This is a genomic window from Microcoleus sp. Pol14D4 (assembly GCF_036701245.1).
In the GTDB taxonomy this organism is placed as follows: domain Bacteria; phylum Cyanobacteriota; class Cyanobacteriia; order Cyanobacteriales; family Microcoleaceae; genus Microcoleus.
The window spans coordinates 82,389-99,423 of sequence record NZ_JAUBQM010000001.1 but is presented as its reverse complement, the minus strand read 5'-3'; the positions used below and the strand labels follow the sequence as shown (position 1 = coordinate 99,423).

Sequence of the window (17,035 nt, the reverse complement as noted above, 5' to 3'; positions counted from 1 at the left end):
TCGGAATTTATGCACCGCTCAATCTCAAATCCAAAATCTTTAATCTAAATTTAATTGGCGGGCTGCGATCGTATAGCGAAAAATGTATTCTACAATTTCTACGTAATTGTAGGCAGCGGCTGGCGAGTCTGCCCAGACTGTGATGCCGTGATCGCGAATTAATAAAGCGGGTACAGAGGACCTACAAGTGGCAAAGAATTCGCAAATTTCCTTGGCTATCTTAGGGACTTCTAAATAATTTGTAAAGAGGGGTATCGACACTTGCGGGTTTTCCTCCCACACCCCCAAACCTTTCACCATTTCGATCGGGGGCAAAGGCACTGCATCTCCTGCTGTTAGCCGAGAAACTAAATTTGCCTCGATGGAGTGGACGTGATAGCAAGCTTTAGCGTTTGGAAAACAATTGTAAACGGCTAAATGAATACTGGCTTCTGCCGAAGGGCGGCTGTCGGCAACAGGTTGCTCGACAATTGCGCCGTCTGAGTTCATTCTGATAAAATCTTGTTCAGTTAATTGCCCTTTCGCGCGGCCACTAGCAGTAATCCAAAAACTGCCATCTGGTAAGCGGGCTGAAAGATTGCCAGCAGTCCCAACCATCCAACCGCGATCGTAAAAATGTTTGGCGGCTGCAATTAAATCCGATCTCAAATCGCCTCTCATTTTTTATAAATCCTCAGTTTTTGATCTACTTTTTACGTTAATACTGACATTTTGTACTATTTTCAAAAACGGGCAAGATGCCTGTTCCACAAAAAGTAGTTTTTTTGCGGGTTGAACACTTTTTCGCCCGCCGGTGAAAGGCTTATTGACATTAGTAGTCGGGGGCTTATGTAAACCTAGGCTGGATACTGCCCACTTTACCAATACGCATATAGCCTTTGTTGAAAAAAGCTATAGTTTCAATTCCATTTCTGGGACAGACTTTCCAAGATATCAAAAAAATTATCCCATTTAGTATAGGGCTTTTGCTGTTCGTCTAGATACTCGGCAAGCCGATCGCGCGCAAACACCGACGAAGCCTGCAAAGCCATATTAAAATCCGTCAGCGAATCTCCAATCGCCACCTGTTCTTCGGCCGGGTGCTGCGCCATCACCCGCACCTTAGCCACCAATTCCTCATCTCCTTCCAACTCAGAATTGACTTGCAACCGAGGGCCACTAGCGTCCACATCCACAGCGTAAATAACGCTCGCCCGGTTTACCAAATCGCCCATTACCGTCTCTACCATAATCCGAAGACCCCCGGACACGATCGCAAAATCTACCTTTTTATCGTCCAAAAAATCTAGCAATTCCAACAATCCCGGCCGCATCAGCCTTCCCCTAGAAAATTCTACAATTTCCCCGTAACATTCAGAGGGAATAGACTCTAGTAACTGCCGCACTCCCGATCGCAAACTCAGCCTTCTAGCGTATATTTCAGGCATTAGTTGAGACGACAATTCCGGTGCGAAATGCTTGAGCATTGCCACAAAAGTTTCTTCAACGGTTATCGTACCGTCAAAGTCGCAGAAAACCACCCGTTGCTGATTGTTCGAGATTGAATATTTTTGCTTGTCATCGGTCATTGTCAGTCGCACCTTTCGAGAACGGGAAAAGTTTACACAATTCATCGTACACTGTCGAGCGATCGAGCGCGACTGCCCAAAACTAATAGTGACCAGCTGTCTGTTGGCAATTTCCCGCAGGATTTTATGCAGATTCTTCCAGAGAATCTTCATCTTCCAGGGAATCTTCATCTTCCAAGGAATCTTCCAGAGAATCTTCCAGAGAATCTTCTAAGTCCTGCTGTTGGTTTGTTGTCTTTTGGGGGTTAGACTTAGCCGGCAAACAGATTAAATTATCATCCTCAGTATTAATCAAACCTTTCGATCGCAACTTACCCATCAGCCGCGTCACCGTCACCCGCGTTGAGCCGATGGCGCTACCAATTTGAGCGTGAGTCAAGGCCCAAGGCAGGCGGTAGCCCCGAACCACATCCGGTTCGCCGTCACCTACGTAAGGTTCGCCGAACTCCTCGATCAACAAAGTGAGAAATCCCAACAGTCGGTCGATCGTCCGGCGCTGTCCCAAAGTGCTCAGCCACAGAAGTTTCCGCTGGTGCTGGTAGCGAAACGCATCCAAAATTTCCCTACGAAAGTGAGGCCAGTTATCCAAGTCATGCCAGTACATCCACACTACGTGAGTTTGATCGGCATGAGCGTAAGCTTGGAGAGTAAAAGGAGACTGAGCAACCAGTTCAAAGGGCTGGCCAGCGCCGACGAAGCCCAAAAAAGCTTCTTCTGTAGTTTTGTCAGCGGATTTTGACTTCGCCGCTGCAGCGCTAACTTGAGCGCTGCCTACGAGCCGCACAGAACCTTTCTGAACTAAATACAGCAGTCCGGGTCTTGCGGGAATCCGCTCGTCTTTGCTAAAAGTGCGACAGCGGTAGTGTTCCTGGGCCCAGTCGATAATTCGCTGCCAAGTGATAAAAGGTCGATCGATAGTCTCTAGAGGTGTGGAAGTTGATTGCATAAGTGAGGCTCTGGGATATATTTAATAGTGAGACAAACAGTTTCTGCCAGCAGTGCGATACAAAGTGAGATAACCAACCCCCGATCGAGCTTGTACGCTTCTTACCTGTGCTGACTTTTCTGTGTTTTACCGAAAAATTAAATGTAGCAAAAAATACATCAAAATGGTAGAGATCAGCAAAAAATTTGTCTGAAATAATTGTATATTTAGCCCCAAAATCGCTACAAAGCCGATTAATTCGATTTAGCCCCGTCCGGGGGAGGCGATCGACTATCCCTGACATCCGCAGTTTAACGTACAAGAAAAATGCAAGCGGTCACAGTTGATAGTTGCTTTTACGGTAGGATGAGCTGATATGGATACAGCAAAGATCTCACAGTGCCCGGAAGTTACAGTGAAGAGTTTCTTGCTTTCAATGTTCCAAAGCGCGATCGCCCAGCAGGGAACACTGGCCGAAATTCCGTTAAATCCCATAGGTGGCAGCCTTTTCAAGAACAGGCAAGATGCCTGTGAAGCGAAGAGTGAATTTGATTGTGGGGTGGGCATCCAGCCCGCCCATAACAAGCTTATTGAGAAGGGTGCAATAATTCCGTTAAATCGAAGTAAAGATAGCGCGCGGCTGCTGTACGTGTCTGCGATCGCCCTGAAATTGGCTAAAACTTGGCAGCAGACACCGCAGACAATCGCGGCCGAGTTGGCCGAAACACTCGAACCGCTGTGCTACCCAGATTTCGCCGTTAAAGTCGCGCCGACGGGAATTATTGAGTTGGAGTTGACTGATGCAGGTTTAGCCGTCTGGTTGCAGCGTTTAGCTCAAAAGAACCTGCCACTTCCAGAATCTCGAATATTATCTCCTGTTGTGTCAGCCGATCGACTGTTTCCCATTCAGTACAGCCACGCGCGCTGCTGTTCCCTGCTGCGAATGGCCCACCGCGATCGGATAATTGCGATCGCCCAGCCCGATGTCACTACAGCGCCGGAAATTTGGTCGCTGGCGAGTCCAAATCCTATCCCTTGGATTGACGAGGGCGATCGACTGCGGTTAGTGCATCCAGCAGAACGCCGTTTAATATCGCAACTGTTAACAGTGCTAGACAATTTATATCCTACTTTTGATGTAAAAAACCGCGAAAAACCTGTCAATTATTTCAAATTAGTCAATAGTTTGAGCGAAGCCTTTCAGATTTTTTACAGCCAGTGCCGAATTTGGGGAGAAGTTAAAATAGAACAGCCAAAACTCGCCCAAGCGCGATTAGGTTTAATATTTGCAACTCAATCTTTGCTGCGATTTATCCTAGAACATTTGTTTAACGTTCTTGCTCCTTTAGAACTTTGATTGGGTTCTCATTTTTAGCAACCTTTATTCATAATAAAAGGTGGGTTCCCGAAAGTAACCTTGACTTCTTCCATCTGAAAAGCTCTCTATTTTATAGGGTTCATCCTGAAGAATTCAGTAACCTACTGTCGCAGAAAAAAATATAAAAACTTAGCTATTTATATAATTAAAATTAATATTTCGGTAATTTGGGCATTCTTATTTTTTATAATTTATTTAAGTAATCTTTCTTTTGGCTTTTGATAGAAATGATTTTTAGCTTGCATCTATGGCTGTGCTCCTTAAAATACTTAACCTTATATTATACAATTAAGCTGCGTAGCAGCTCATCTATTGGCTATCCAGTATGCTCGAAACACAAGAAGAAGATTACACCTTAGTGGGAACGAATCCTCTCCCTCTTCAGGAAATCCAAGAGGATATAGCCTTACCAGAGACGGTACTTCTGACCAATCCGCCTCTAAAATTTTCCAAACCGGAAACTCGGTTAAGCCTCAGATCGCTAACTTTGGAGAGTGTCTTCGCTACGCTTTTTTACAGCATCATCGGCGGCGCGTTGCTCAGTAATTTCTTGCTGGATTTAGGGGCTGGCCCAGTCGAAATTGGTATGCTCGCCTCCATTCCTCAACTGGTAAATCTGCTCCAACCGTTCGGAGCTTATATAGGAGACCGACTGCAGAGCCGCCACTGGTATTCCATCTGGATTTTCGGACTGTCGCGACTGCTGTGGCTGATTATCGTGCCAGCTATTTGGTTGGGAGGCTCATTTCAGCTCGCTGGACATCAGCTAGTGCAGTTGACATTGGCAATCATCTGGGTAACTCAAGTCTTAGAATCTTTAGGTCGTGCTTCCTTCTTGAGCTGGTTGGCGGTTTTAGTACCTCAGCGGTTGCGCGGGCGGTATTTTGGCTTTCGCAATAGTGCTGTCAGCTTGACGAATCTCATTGGTGTGCCGTTGCTGGCTCTAGTGGTATCGAACTGGCCCGGTGGAAGGCTCCAAGGTTACAGTGCCGTCTTGGTTTTAGGAATTGTGCTTGGCATCATCAGTCTAGGTTGTCAGTTCTTTATGACCGATGTGAACCCAAAGCTTGTACACGTCACGCATTCAGATAGAGGCGAAAAATCATCCATAGGGACAATTTTTAGCTTTCTCAAGGAACCCAATTTTTTAAAGTTTTTGCTTTACTCTGCTCTATGGAGCTTTGCCGTTAACGTCAGCGCTCCCTTCTTTAACCTCTATCTGCTGGATAACCTAAGTATAGATGTCAGTGTGGTAACGCTCTACAACAGCTTAGGAGCGGGTGCTAACTTACTGCTGCTGGTTTTTTGGGGCAAACTGGCTGACCGGGTTGGGAACCGCCCGATCATGATAATAGTGGGAATCTTGGTGGCTCTGACCCCTCTGCTCTGGCTAGAAGCTGGAACGGCTCCAATTTTTATATGGGTGTGGTTCCCGCTTTTGCACATCATCGGCGGTGCCACGTGGGCGGCGATCGACCTGTGCAGTGGTAATCTGATGATGTCGGTGGCACCGCTACGCAATCAGTCGATATACTTTGCGATCGCGGCGGCGGTTCCTGGTGTCACTGGGGCAATGGGAATCACCCTTGGTGGCTTTATCGCCACTTTGACTAATCTCGGTGGCTTGCCAGGGGTGTTTGCCCTCTCAGCCGTCTTACGAGTGGCGGCTCTCCTGCCCTTGGTTTTTGTTGGCGAGCAGCGTTCTGTGTCTTTGGGTAAGTTTTGGCTGCTCTTGTTGCCACCTTGGTGGAGAAAAGTGCCAATTGAACCTGGAAACATCAGGTTTCAACCATTAATAGTTGAACAGTTTGACTCTGGGCCTGAAAGCTCAGGCGATCGCTCTTCAACTCTTGATTGATTGTAGTCCGACAATAATTCAGAAAAGAGTTGATTAACCATTTTTAAAGTGTTAAGATCCTCATATCATCTAAGATGTGACGGCTGTTAGGTCGCTTTTTTTCAGAAATATAAAGTCTGGCAATTCGGGATAAGTTTTGTATGGCATCTAATTATTTTTGGGTGCCTTCAACATTTTTTACGATGGCGATCGTTCGTCGCAGCTCGATCGCCAGTTCTCACCCTCGTCAATAGCTCCTAGAACGACGATGCTCAATTTAATCACTTGACTAGCGGCTGTTAAGGGTTCTTCCATTTCTGGCATTGTAAAATTGCGAGAGTTTTATTCAGTTTTTTGAGGATAAATCTCATGGTCACACTACCACGTGTAGCCTCACCCAGGCGTCAAATTCATCGATGAATATCCTAAGATAATACCTGCATCTAGTTTAAGGCGTTGCAGGCGAGATTTGCTTTTTTCCAGGTTTTGCGATCGGCAGCGTTACGGTAAATGTACTGCCGATGCCTTCTTCACTGATCAAAGTAATTTCGCCACCGTGCAAGTCCACGCATTTTTTAACAATGCTCAGCCCGAGTCCAGTACCGGGAATTCGACCGACATTTTTAGCCCGGTAAAATGACTCAAACAGCCGTCCTTGGTCGGCGACAGGTATGCCAATTCCTGCATCCTGTACTGAAAAAATAGCCTCGGTTTCAGTAACTTTTAATTCAAAGATTACTTCGGTATTTGGGGGAGAATACTTAATAGCATTGGACAGCAAATTGCCCAGAATGCGCCGCAGCAAGCTTACCTCCAAAGACACCATCGCCGATTGAGTGTGATTCACAAAAATCAGCGTCACCTGATCGCTTGGAGGTTTCAACTTCAGGCTGCTCTGAAATTCCCCTACCAACTCATTACAAAACTTTGCTAAGTCTAGCGGTACCAAGCAAAACCCGGCTTGTCCTGACTCAACACGGCCCAGCAGCAGAACATCGTCTAATAACTGATCGATGCCTTTGGCTGCTGCTTGAGTTTTGTCTAGCAGTTCTTGTGTTTTCTCATCTGTTAATGTCAACTTGTACTTGGTAAGAAGTTGTGTAGTGCCGATGATGAAATTCAAAGGATTGCGAACGTCATGGGCAATCATGTACAGCAAAGATGTTTTCATCTCGTTGAGTTCTTGGGCTGTTTGCAAAGTGCGATCGAGTTGGTCGTGAGACAATTTGAGAGTTAAAGACAACTGGCGCGATCGCAGCAAAATCTCCACCCGCGCTTGCAATTCTATCTTCTCAATCGGAGCGATAATCAAATCGTCAATACTTTGCCAAATAAATTGCGTTGCCATCCCTACATCCGAGCGGGATGTAATCAAAAGAAAAGGCAAGGATACCGGGTGTTCTGCCTGTTTTTGGGCGGCCACCCATTGCCAATGGCGTTTCAGGGCAAGACCGTCTATTATCCCCAGGTCAAAAGATTGATTAAATGGTAAAAAATCCTCACTATCTGTTGAGTTGGGCAGCAATACCTCATAGTAAACTGCTAGCCATTCTAATAACAAGCGGCGATTTTCTTTCTGTTCGACAAGCAATAAAATTTGACTCACGCACTTTCTCCTAGCAAGCTGTGAACAATTCCCAGCAAATCTCTAACGATCAAAGGTTTTACCAACATATTCCGAGCCCCGTGACAGAGGCTTTCGTGCTGAATGGCCGCGCTTTGTTTGGGCGAGAGTATCAGAAAAGGGATTTGGTGATTTCGCAGTTGTTCGCAGCACTCCCAAATCCGGCGGTCGAAACCAGAAATATCTACTAAAGCCATCCCGATCCTAGCAGGCTGACTGATAGCTTGTGCAACATCTTCAAAGTTATAAGCTGCGATCATCTGGTATCCTTCTTTATTAAGAAATTGTGCTAATAGTTCCAAGTTTCGCTGATTGCGGTCTACGGCTAAAATTATTGAAGTGCCAGTCATTTATCAGCTTCCTGTGAATACGGGTTATACCATTTTAGATTTTAGATTTTAGATTTTAGATTTTAGAATGGGGAGTGAGCGATTATATATGGGTTGGGAGGTCACCTAAACTTAGATTTTTTTTATCTGGTATTAGCTTACTTTTCGGCGAGCTATTACATAGGTTTTCAGTTGAGTGAAGTACAGATGCTGGGGTACAGGAAACGGCCGCGTGTCCTGTGCCCCTACTGTATTTCATAGAATTGAAAACTAAACTACGATAAAAGTCGAAAAATACACAAATTCACCAATATATTTAAGTTTTCCAGGACTTAGGCTAGTTGTGAGGTGCGCGGTGCGCCCCCTACTCATTAGTAGATTCACGACTCCAAAATTAGCTGCACTTGCCCCAAAACAGCAGGACAAACCCCGATTCAATCTTCATCCGCTCCCCCCTCAACCCACACCGGCGCCGAACTCAAAATGCCGCGCAGCCCCCGTATCGGTTTGCTGACTTTGATGCCGTAGCGAGTAATCTCAAGTTCTCGCAGAGTTCTCTCGAAATTGCTGACTCGTTTTTTAATTACTCCGATCGCCTTGCGGATTTCTGTCCTGTTGTGCAGTTGGCGTTCCATATAGCGTATAAACAGAAGATTATCCGCCAAATAGCTAATCCCGATCTCGGTCAGCCGAAAATCTCCGCTAATGGCTTCTACCTCATTAATCAAGATAACGGTGACTCCCATATTCTTCAGATACTTGCACAAAGCGTGCAAATTGTTCACCAAATCTTGCCCCTGCATCGAAAGCTGATAGCCAGAAATACTGTCAAGCATCACAATCCGCGTCTTTTCCTGCTCCACCTCCTGCCGTACCATACAGGCAAACTGATCCGGCGAGTACAGCAAAGGTTCCACGGGTATCACCGAAAGACTTCCTTGCCCAATCATCGCCCCAACCGGGATGTTAACTGATTCGCAGCGCTGCAGCAGAGTAGAAGTTGACTCCTCAAAAATGTAAACTACCGATCGCTCCCCCCTTCCTGCAGCTTCCTTCATAAACTGAATGCCCACCGTCGTTTTACCCACGCCGCTAGGCCCGCTAATCACCGTGACAGTCCCCCGTTCCAGTCCCCCGTGCAGTAGTTCGTCCATTTCTGGAACCCCAGCAGAAATCGCTTCAGCAATAAAATCCTGTTGATAGTTGTCCGGAAGCAGTCGCGGAAATACCTCCATACCAGCCTCAGTCAGGCGCAGCGAATGGCGGCCGTTGCGGAAGTTGGAGCCTCGCAGCTTGGTGACAGACAGGGTGCGCCCTTCAGGGCGCAGTTCTAAATAAATTACTCCGTCGCTGATGAATTGCAAATCGTCGTCGGGAGAACTAGATGTGCCTTCGGAGGTGAACACCACCGTCGCCCCCCCTTCCACCAAAAACCGCAGAAAAGACAGAACTTGCTTGCGAAACTGAAACTCATCCGCAGCTAAGTAGCGAAATTGAGTGATCGCGTCCAAAAACACCCGTTGTGGCTTGACAGCTTCGACTCGCTCGATAATCTTTTGTGTAGTCGGTTCTCGCTCAACCTCGGAGGGGGAGAAAATGTCATAAGTCTGAACTTCTGTAAAGAATTCTGACGATGGGCTCAAATCGAGGAACGCCATCGCTTCCATATCAAAACCGAGACTTTCGGCATTGGCCCGCAATTGCGCTTCCGGTTCTCCTAAAGTAATAAACAGGGGCGTTTCTCCCACAGCCACACCAGCAGCCAAAAAGTGAAAGCCGAGTGTAGTCTTGCCAGTACCCGGGCCACCACGCACCAGATAAGAGCGTTGAGAAATTAGGCCGCCGCCAATCACTTCGTTGAGACCGGTAATTCCCAGAGAAATTCGGTTTTGAGACATTTGTTTTTTCATGTTTTGAAGATCGGGCCCGTATTAATATTTAATGGTTTTAGGCAGTGTTTTGATAATTTTTTTTACCGGGCGTCTGATAACCTTCATGAAATCTTTTTCTACCGAAAATTACGCAAGCATACAAGAATTAGAAAGTATTGTCGGGGCTGCTGGCATCTGTCGCTGGCAAGATACAGAGCCATTTTGGCAAGAACGGGTAGAAAAAGCAGTTGCCCCGGACACGAAAATAGATTGTACCGTTTACCCGAATACTCAGGAAGAACAGGCGGCTGTTATTGCTTGGGCGCAGCAACATCGCTGTGCAGTCTTGCCTTGTGGCAGCGGCAGCAAACTTGATTGGGGCGGTTTAGTCAAGGGAGTCAAAATTGCCGCGAGCACCGCGCGTCTGAACCGGCTTGTAGAACACGCTGTGGGCGATTTAACCGTAACTGCAGAAGCGGGAATGAAGTTTGCGGATTTGCAGGAAATTTTAGCCGCAGCAGGTCAATTTTTGCCGATCGATCCGGCGTATCCGCAACAGGCCACTTTGGGCGGCATTGTCGCTACTGCTGATGCGGGTTCCTTGCGGCATCGCTATCGGGGGGTGAGAGATTTGCTGTTGGGAATTACCTTTGTGCGATCGGACGGTAAAATTGCGGTAGCCGGGGGTCGAGTTGTTAAAAATGTCGCCGGCTACGACTTGATGAAACTGCTTACTGGTGCTTACGGCACCTTGGGCGTCATTTCTCAAGTAACTTTCCGAGTTTATCCGCTGCCTGAATCATCGAGAACCGTAGTGCTGACAGGGGAAATAAATGCTTTGTCCCAAACGGCTCAAATCTTATTATCCTCTGCTTTGACACCAAGTGCCGTTGATTTGCTCTCACCTGAATTAGTTGCAAAATTAGGCTTAGGAAAGGGCACGGGATTAATCGTCAGATTTCAAAGTATCGCAGAAAGTGTTAAACAACAATCAGCCCGCTTACTGGAAGTTGCCGAAAAGTTGGGTTTGCAAGGCAGTAGCTGCTGCGAAAATGATGAGCATCAGTTATGGCAAAGATTGCCAGAAACAATGCGGGATTCTGCCACAAAGTCGGCAATTATTTGCAAAATAGGAATCCGACCGTCGGAAGCTGTAACGGCAATTAACGAATTGCCCGTACAGGACGCTTGGATTCATGCAGGCAGCGGTTTGGGGGTTTTGCGGTTTGAGACTGCGACGGCCCAAACGCTGTTGCAGGTACGCAGAGGGTGCGAAGCTAAAGGCGGTTTTCTGACTGTTTTAGCAGCGCCGACCGACATCAAGCAACAGTTAGATGTTTGGGGCTATACTGGAAGTGCGATCGATTTAATGCGCCGGATTAAACAGCAGTTTGACCCGGATAATCTTTTGAGTCCTCATCGTTTTATCAGCGGTATTTAGTTTAAAGTTTGTAGTCAGGACTTGATTCGTTCAGGACTTCTGTAAAAAGTGGTTTTACACGCTACTTATAGCGGCAAATTTCGCGCTGCAAACCTACATATAAAGGTTCAGGATAAATTCCATTAAGCTGACTAAAGTCCTTGCTACGAAGAAAAACAATTAGGTAATATATATATGCAAACTTCAGAAAAATCTCCAGTTCCCAGCGACGATTTTAAACCAGCCAAAGAAAGTAATTTTTTAGCACAAAATCCCCACTTACAAACCCTGGAAATCCCCGGTTTCGACGCCAACAATCCGCCAGATCCAAAATTAATCGATACTTGCGTACACTGCGGTTTTTGCTTGTCAACTTGTCCGAGTTATCGCGTACTCGGCAAAGAAATGGATTCCCCCAGAGGCCGCATTTATTTAATGGATGCAATTAACGAAGGCGACGCACCTTTAAACGAAGCAACCTCACAGCATTTCGATACTTGTTTGGGCTGTTTGGCCTGCGTTACAGCTTGTCCGTCGGGAGTTCAATATGACAAATTAATTTCCGCCACTCGCCACCAAGTTACTAGAAATCAGGAACGCACTTTTTCCGACAATGTAATTCGCACTCTGATTTTTAATCTCTTCCCTTATCCTCACAGATTGCGGCCTTTGCTTGTACCCCTGTTTATTTATCAAAAATTAGGACTGCCAAAACTTGTCCGCAAAACAGGTTTGCTGAAAAAAGTCTTTCCCCGCTTGGCGGCGATGGAATCAATTTTGCCGAAAGTTACTGTCGATTCTTTCCGGGATAATTTACCAGAGGTAATTCCGGCACAAGGGGAGAAACGCTATCGAGTCGGCGTGATTTTAGGCTGCGTGCAGCGGCTGTTATTTTCCCCAGTTAATGAAGCTACGGTGAGAGTTTTGACGGCTAACGGTTGCGAGGTTGTGATTCCGAAAAGTCAGGGATGCTGTGCTGCTTTGCCGGAACACCAAGGGCAAGCGGAACAGGCGAAAGCTTTGGCAAGACAAATGATTGATAGCTTTGAAAATACTGGCGTTGATTTTGTGATTATCAACGCTGCTGGGTGCGGTCATACTTTGAAAGAATACGGTCACATTTTAGCAGATGACCCGCAATATCGGGAGAAAGCTGAGAAATTTGCTGCTAATGTTAAGGACGTGCAAGAGTTTTTGGCAAGTGCGGGAATTACGGCAAAACTCAATCCTTTGATTGATGGAGATTTGACAATTGTTTATCAGGATGCTTGTCATTTGTTGCACGGGCAAAAGATTAGTTTGCAGCCGCGTCAGTTGCTGCAACAAATCCCTGGGGTGAAGTTAAAAGAACCTGTGGATGCGGCTTTGTGCTGCGGGAGTGCGGGGGTTTACAATATGCTTCAGCCGGAGATTGCTGATGAATTGGGAGTGCAAAAGGTGGAGAATTTGCTGAATACTGGCGCGGAGTTGATTGCTTCTTCTAATCCGGGTTGTTCTTTGCAGATTAAGAAGCATTTGGAGTTGCAGGGAAAGGAAGTTACTTTGATGCACCCAATTGAGCTTTTGGATTATTCGATTCGCGGGGTGAAGTTGCTGAGGAAGTAGTTTTCTAGGGCGGGCGGTGTCCGCCCTATTTTCGATGCTGAGTGAGATTTTTTTTAATGAACCGCAGAGGGCGCAGAGGGCGCAGAGGAAGAGAAGAGAGAGAGACAAAACAGAAAGAGGAATAGGTTATTGTATTGAGAAAGGTTGATCGCACTTCTCATTCTTCCCACAAGCTAAAATTTAATTCAACAGTCCCTAACCCCGGACAACAGTTATGGTAACTCAACTCAAGTCTCCTCAAAAACCTGATGTAATTTACCCCGACAGCGACGGTCTACCCATGTCTGACAATACCAAACAATTTCGCTGGATACTCATCATCCAACAAAATTTAGCGTGGCTATTTGCGGATGACCCGAATGTATTTGTCGCCGGCGATTTGCTGTGGTATCCCGTTGAAGGAGATAACAAGATTCGCGTGGGTCCGGATGTGATGGTAGTCTTCGGCAGACCGAAAGGAGATAGGGGTTGTTACAAGCAGTGGGAAGAAGAAAATATCGCACCGCAAGTAGTGTTTGAAATTCTTTCTCCCGGTAACAGGCTAACAGAAATGAATAAAAAACAGGTATTTTACGATCGCCACGGGGTAGAGGAATATTACCTGTACGACCCGGAACGCAACGATTTTAGCGGTTGGATGCGTTCACAGGGGCGTTTGGACGTAATTGATGCGATCGAAAATTGGGTCAGCCCCCGACTGGGAATTCGCTTTGATTTGTCGGGTGAAGAGTTACAAGTTTATCGCCCTGATGGCGAACCGTTTGCAAGTTATGAGGGTGTTTCTCGCAGGTTGGAACAAGCCGAACAGCGGGCAGAACAAGAACGACTGCGGGCAGAACAAGCCGAACAGCGGGCTGCTTTACTGGCAGAAAGACTGCGAGCGATGGGAATTGACCCGGAACAATTGTAAACTAGATGGGGGAAAAGAGCGATCGCACTTTTAAATTTTAGCAAAAGTGCGATCGGCACAATGACTATTTCCCCTCTTCTAACCTCAAAAAATGCACCTGTCCCGAAGCTTCCGCCACTACGATTGTCACCCCATCAGGTGCAACAGCGCACGCTTTCAAAGCACTATCTCCCCTGAAAGTAGCAATTACTTCTCGACTTAACAAATCCCAAACTTTGAGAGTATTATCGTCGGAAACAGAAATTGCCTTTGTTCCCATAGTCGCCACAGATGTTACCGCATCAGCATGACCTGTCAAAGTAAAAACTTCTTTTCTACTTGACAAATCCCAAACTTTCAAATTGTGTTCCCGCCCGCCAGAAATTGCCCATTTGCCGTCCGCTGTAACTGCGACAGCATTCACAAAACTCTCATGACCTTTGAGAGTGAAAAGTAGATTTTTGACGGCTAAATTCCATAAATTTGCCAAAATATTCTTTTCTTTCCCCAAACTCCAAACTTTCAGAGTTTGGTCGCCGGAAGCCGAAATTACCCGATTGCTGTCGGGAGTAACTGCCACCGCTTTTATCCCGTCTTCATGACCTGAAAAAGTAAAAAGTTTCTCTCCTGTTTCTAGATTCCAAACTTTAATAGTTTTGTCTGCCGAACCGGAAATCGCCATCGTTCCGTCCGCCGTCACTGCCACAGAATTTACCCAGTCTGTATGACCAGTGAAAGTAAAGATTTCTTTTCTGGTTTCTAGATCCCAAACTTTCACAGTTTTGTCGCCGGAACCCGAAACTACTCGCTTGCTATCCGGTGTTATTGCGATCGCTTTTACCCAATCTTGATGTCCCGAAATAGTAAAAATTTCCTGTCCGTTTTTGAGATTCCATCCTTTAATGCTGTTGTCTCCTGAACCGGAAATCGCTTTCGTACCGTCCGCCGTCACTGCTACAGCATTTACCCAGTCATCGTGACGTGCAAATGATACATTTTCTTTGCCTCTTTCTAAGTGCCAAACTTTGAGAGTTTTGTCAGAGGAACCAGAAACTATCCGCTTGCCGTCGGGGGTAACAGCCACAGCATTCACTGGGGCGATGTGATTGGTAAAAGTGAAAAGTTCTTCTTTTGTTTCCAGATTCCAAACTTTGAGCGTTTTGTCGCCGGAAGCTGAAATTACCCGTTTACCGTCGGGACTGACTGCCACAGCTTGAACGAAACTGCTGTGTTTTCCTAAAGTGAAAAGTTGCTTTCTTTCTGACAAACTCCAGACTTGAACAGTTCCGTCGTAACTGCCGGAAATTATTTGTTCGCCGTCGGGAGTAACTGCTACACTTTTTACCCAGTCTTCATGACCCGTGAGAGTAAAAAGTTCTTTTCCAGTTTCTAGGTTCCAGACTTTCATGCTGTTGTCTCCGGACCCGGAAATCAACCGTTTGCTATCAGGAGTTACTGCTACTGACTGGACAAAACTGCTATGACCTTTGAAGTTAAAAATTACTTCCCTAGTTGTCAAATCCCAAACTTTAATACTGCCATCCCAAGAACCTGAAATTACTCGCTTGCCGTCGGGAGTTACTGCTACTGCTTCTACGGCAAAAGTATCGCCTGTAAAGGTAAATATTTCTCTCCCAGTTTCTAAATCCCAAATTTTAATGGTATTGTCCCAAGAACCAGAAATTACTTTAGTGCCGTCGGGGGTGACAGCTACAGCATTGACGTAGGTAAGATGACCTTTGAGGGTGGAAAGTTCTTCTCCTGTTTCTAAGTGCCAAATTTTGAGATTGTGGTCGGAGGACGCAGAAATTGCCCGCTTGCCGTCGGGGGTAATTGCTACAGCTTGTACCCAGTCTGTATGTCCGGTGAGGGTACGCAGCAATCTCCCGCCGGGAGGAGTAAAGCTGGGGGTTAGCGGTCGCAGCCAGGGGGAGGTTTGGTGTTGTGCCTGTGCTAGCAGTGCTTGAATTTCTGGACTTTCAAAGCACATCAAGCGGGCTATTAGTTGGGTGGCTAGTTGGCTTTTATCTGTGGCTAGAATGTGGGCAGACAGCCGAATTGCTTCTTGGATTAATTTGAGTTGGTCGGCTTTTTGGTCTGAGATAATAATATCGGGAGTTGTTGCTAAATCGTAATCTTCTATTAGCGCCTGTACTCCCGATGCTGACAGCTTGGCTTTAATAAAATTGTAATCTGTTAGTAAGCTGTATAATTTTTCGGAGTCTGAAGTCGCTGCTAGCTGACTTGGCAGGATTCCCAGGTAGTGCCTCTGTTCTGCAGGCTGCATTTTATCCAGCCCTTGTTTAAACTCGGTCATAAATTTACGGATGTGTTTTTTAAATGTATGCGATCGCTAGCTGCACCCTACCGAAAAGCCGATCGAGAATCTTTTCTCTTGACTTAGCATGACATATTTGAATGCTATCTGCTACGGGCTTGCTGTCCTCGGTTTGGTGATGGTTCGATGAATTGCTGGTTTTTTAGTCGAAGTCTGCTTTGAGAATTTTCAAGCAGTGCGATTACAATAAATCGCCGCCAATATCATTCGACTCAGCAACGCCCAATTTACCGATCGATCGATAAAAGTTCGCATATATCGTTGTTTTTCTTAACATAGCTGGTATTTGGGCGACGATGGTCGATAGATCAACACTGTCAAAGCTAAAAAATTTCAGGTATCGCAATCCTATTTAATGTGCGAAAAAGACTTTTTATAACGAAATATGATGGCGGATGCTCTAATTTTCTGTCAAGTCGGCCGCATCAGCAAGGCAGATGTCCCCCTGGTTGGGTTTTGTACCTCAACAGTATCTGCAATCTGTTTCGCCCACAGCTCTCAGAAAGCTTTGCAGGTGCGCCCCCTTCCTCTAAAATATAGAAAAGGACTTGCACTCTTAAACCGGGTTTCTAAACAAAATCATTGGTTTGACCGCTAGGTACGCAGGAAGAAACCGGATTTCTGACTCCAGAGCGCGCAAGTCACGATCGCAAATAAAGCAGTATTGACTTTAGAGACAAATTTCATGGATGTTATCGAGTTTTTCGAGTTAAGTGCAGGCAAATGGTTTTCCCAGCGTACCGTACACAATCTCAATTCTGGCGAATTGCAGGCTGGTAAATCCGACCTCAAAATAGAAATACTGACAGCTAGCGATGCAGCAGTCGTCAAACTTTGCCAACAACACTCGATTAACCCGGCTTCAACGGGGCTAAAGGGGGTTCGGATTAGTTGGGACGGTATTCCCGATCGCGACAAAGCTAAACAAATTGGTTCTACAATATTAGCGATCGTACCAAATCCCGACAATCCAAGCGTTGGCAAAGTGTTGCAAGACAAGGGTAACGGCCGCTACGTGATGGGCGACGACGTGCTGACATTGATTACAGAATCAGACACCCTCCATGCCGAAGAAAGGCTGTGGTATCTCATGCCCAACCTGCGGCTGCGGACTAGCATTGTTAAGCAAGCTAACGGTACCGAACAAGCATCTTTTTGTTCGGAGATTCGGATGGGAGGAAGTCCGAAAACTTAACTCTCACAAACAACTATGTAATTCCCAAACATTACACCACTTCCACAAAAAAATGC

At 46.1% G+C, this 17,035-nt stretch carries 14 protein-coding genes; 6 read left to right on the top strand and 8 right to left on the bottom strand.

Annotated features, from left to right (window positions below; translation table 11 throughout):
• Positions 1-39 precede the first annotated feature (39 nt).
• The 3 genes from mtnB to QUA33_RS00405 form a co-directional block, all read right to left on the bottom strand.
• On the bottom strand, positions 40-660 hold the full coding sequence (gene mtnB, locus QUA33_RS00415) for a methylthioribulose 1-phosphate dehydratase (protein ID WP_333145584.1): 621 nt from the start codon (positions 658-660) through the stop codon (positions 40-42).
• Between the two features lie 239 nt (positions 661-899).
• Entirely contained in the window at positions 900-1,739 is an 840-nt protein-coding gene (locus QUA33_RS00410; RefSeq protein ID WP_333145582.1) for an HAD-IB family phosphatase, read from the bottom strand.
• On the bottom strand, positions 1,693-2,514 hold the full coding sequence (locus QUA33_RS00405; protein ID WP_333071270.1) for a Crp/Fnr family transcriptional regulator: 822 nt from the start codon (positions 2,512-2,514) through the stop codon (positions 1,693-1,695). Before QUA33_RS00405 ends, QUA33_RS00410 begins: the two co-directional genes overlap by 47 nt.
• Before the next feature lie 355 nt (positions 2,515-2,869).
• On the opposite strand from QUA33_RS00405, the gene QUA33_RS00400 reads away from it, so the two are divergent.
• Positions 2,870-3,850 (top strand): DALR anticodon-binding domain-containing protein, encoded by a 981-nt coding sequence (locus QUA33_RS00400; RefSeq protein ID WP_333145580.1) that lies wholly within the window; start codon positions 2,870-2,872, stop codon positions 3,848-3,850.
• Between the two features lie 346 nt (positions 3,851-4,196).
• A complete protein-coding gene (locus QUA33_RS00395; protein WP_333145578.1) occupies positions 4,197-5,729 on the top strand; it encodes an MFS transporter in 1,533 nt (510 codons plus the stop codon).
• 177 nt (positions 5,730-5,906) lie between these two features.
• On the opposite strand, the gene QUA33_RS00390 is transcribed toward QUA33_RS00395, so the two are convergent.
• The 4 genes from QUA33_RS00390 to QUA33_RS00375 form a co-directional block, all read right to left on the bottom strand.
• Positions 5,907-6,032: a hypothetical protein gene (locus tag QUA33_RS00390; protein WP_333145576.1), complete on the bottom strand. Its 126-nt coding sequence runs from the start codon at positions 6,030-6,032 to the stop codon at positions 5,907-5,909.
• 124 nt (positions 6,033-6,156) lie between these two features.
• Positions 6,157-7,314 carry an ATP-binding protein gene (locus tag QUA33_RS00385; RefSeq protein WP_333145574.1) on the bottom strand — a complete coding sequence of 386 codons (1,158 nt, stop codon included), beginning with the start codon at positions 7,312-7,314 and terminating at the stop codon, positions 6,157-6,159.
• Positions 7,311-7,682: a response regulator gene (locus QUA33_RS00380; protein ID WP_333145572.1), complete on the bottom strand. Its 372-nt coding sequence runs from the start codon at positions 7,680-7,682 to the stop codon at positions 7,311-7,313. Before QUA33_RS00380 ends, QUA33_RS00385 begins: the two co-directional genes overlap by 4 nt.
• A 413-nt stretch (positions 7,683-8,095) precedes the next feature.
• Positions 8,096-9,559, bottom strand: a complete 1,464-nt coding sequence (locus QUA33_RS00375) for an ATPase domain-containing protein (protein ID WP_333145570.1) — start codon at positions 9,557-9,559, stop codon at positions 8,096-8,098.
• 97 nt (positions 9,560-9,656) lie between these two features.
• Between QUA33_RS00375 and QUA33_RS00370 the strand changes: the two genes are divergently transcribed.
• The 3 genes from QUA33_RS00370 to QUA33_RS00360 all read left to right on the top strand — a co-directional run bounded on the left by QUA33_RS00370 (position 9,657) and on the right by QUA33_RS00360 (position 13,467).
• Entirely contained in the window at positions 9,657-10,973 is a 1,317-nt protein-coding gene (locus QUA33_RS00370) for an FAD-binding oxidoreductase (RefSeq protein WP_333145569.1), read from the top strand.
• 174 nt (positions 10,974-11,147) lie between these two features.
• Complete coding sequence (locus tag QUA33_RS00365) at positions 11,148-12,557, top strand: heterodisulfide reductase-related iron-sulfur binding cluster (protein WP_333145568.1); 1,410 nt, start codon at positions 11,148-11,150, stop codon at positions 12,555-12,557.
• Positions 12,558-12,771: 214 nt separating this feature from the next.
• The gene (locus tag QUA33_RS00360; protein WP_333145566.1) at positions 12,772-13,467 is read left to right on the top strand and encodes a Uma2 family endonuclease; all 696 of its coding nucleotides are present in this window, start codon (positions 12,772-12,774) and stop codon (positions 13,465-13,467) included.
• Positions 13,468-13,531: 64 nt separating this feature from the next.
• Here the strand turns inward: QUA33_RS00360 and QUA33_RS00355 are convergent, their stop codons facing one another.
• Positions 13,532-15,775, bottom strand: coding sequence for a hypothetical protein (locus QUA33_RS00355; protein ID WP_333145806.1), 2,244 nt, complete (start codon positions 15,773-15,775; stop codon positions 13,532-13,534).
• Between the two features lie 694 nt (positions 15,776-16,469).
• On the opposite strand from QUA33_RS00355, the gene QUA33_RS00350 reads away from it, so the two are divergent.
• Positions 16,470-16,979 (top strand): phycobiliprotein lyase, encoded by a 510-nt coding sequence (locus QUA33_RS00350; RefSeq protein WP_333145564.1) that lies wholly within the window; start codon positions 16,470-16,472, stop codon positions 16,977-16,979.
• Positions 16,980-17,035 lie beyond the last annotated feature (56 nt).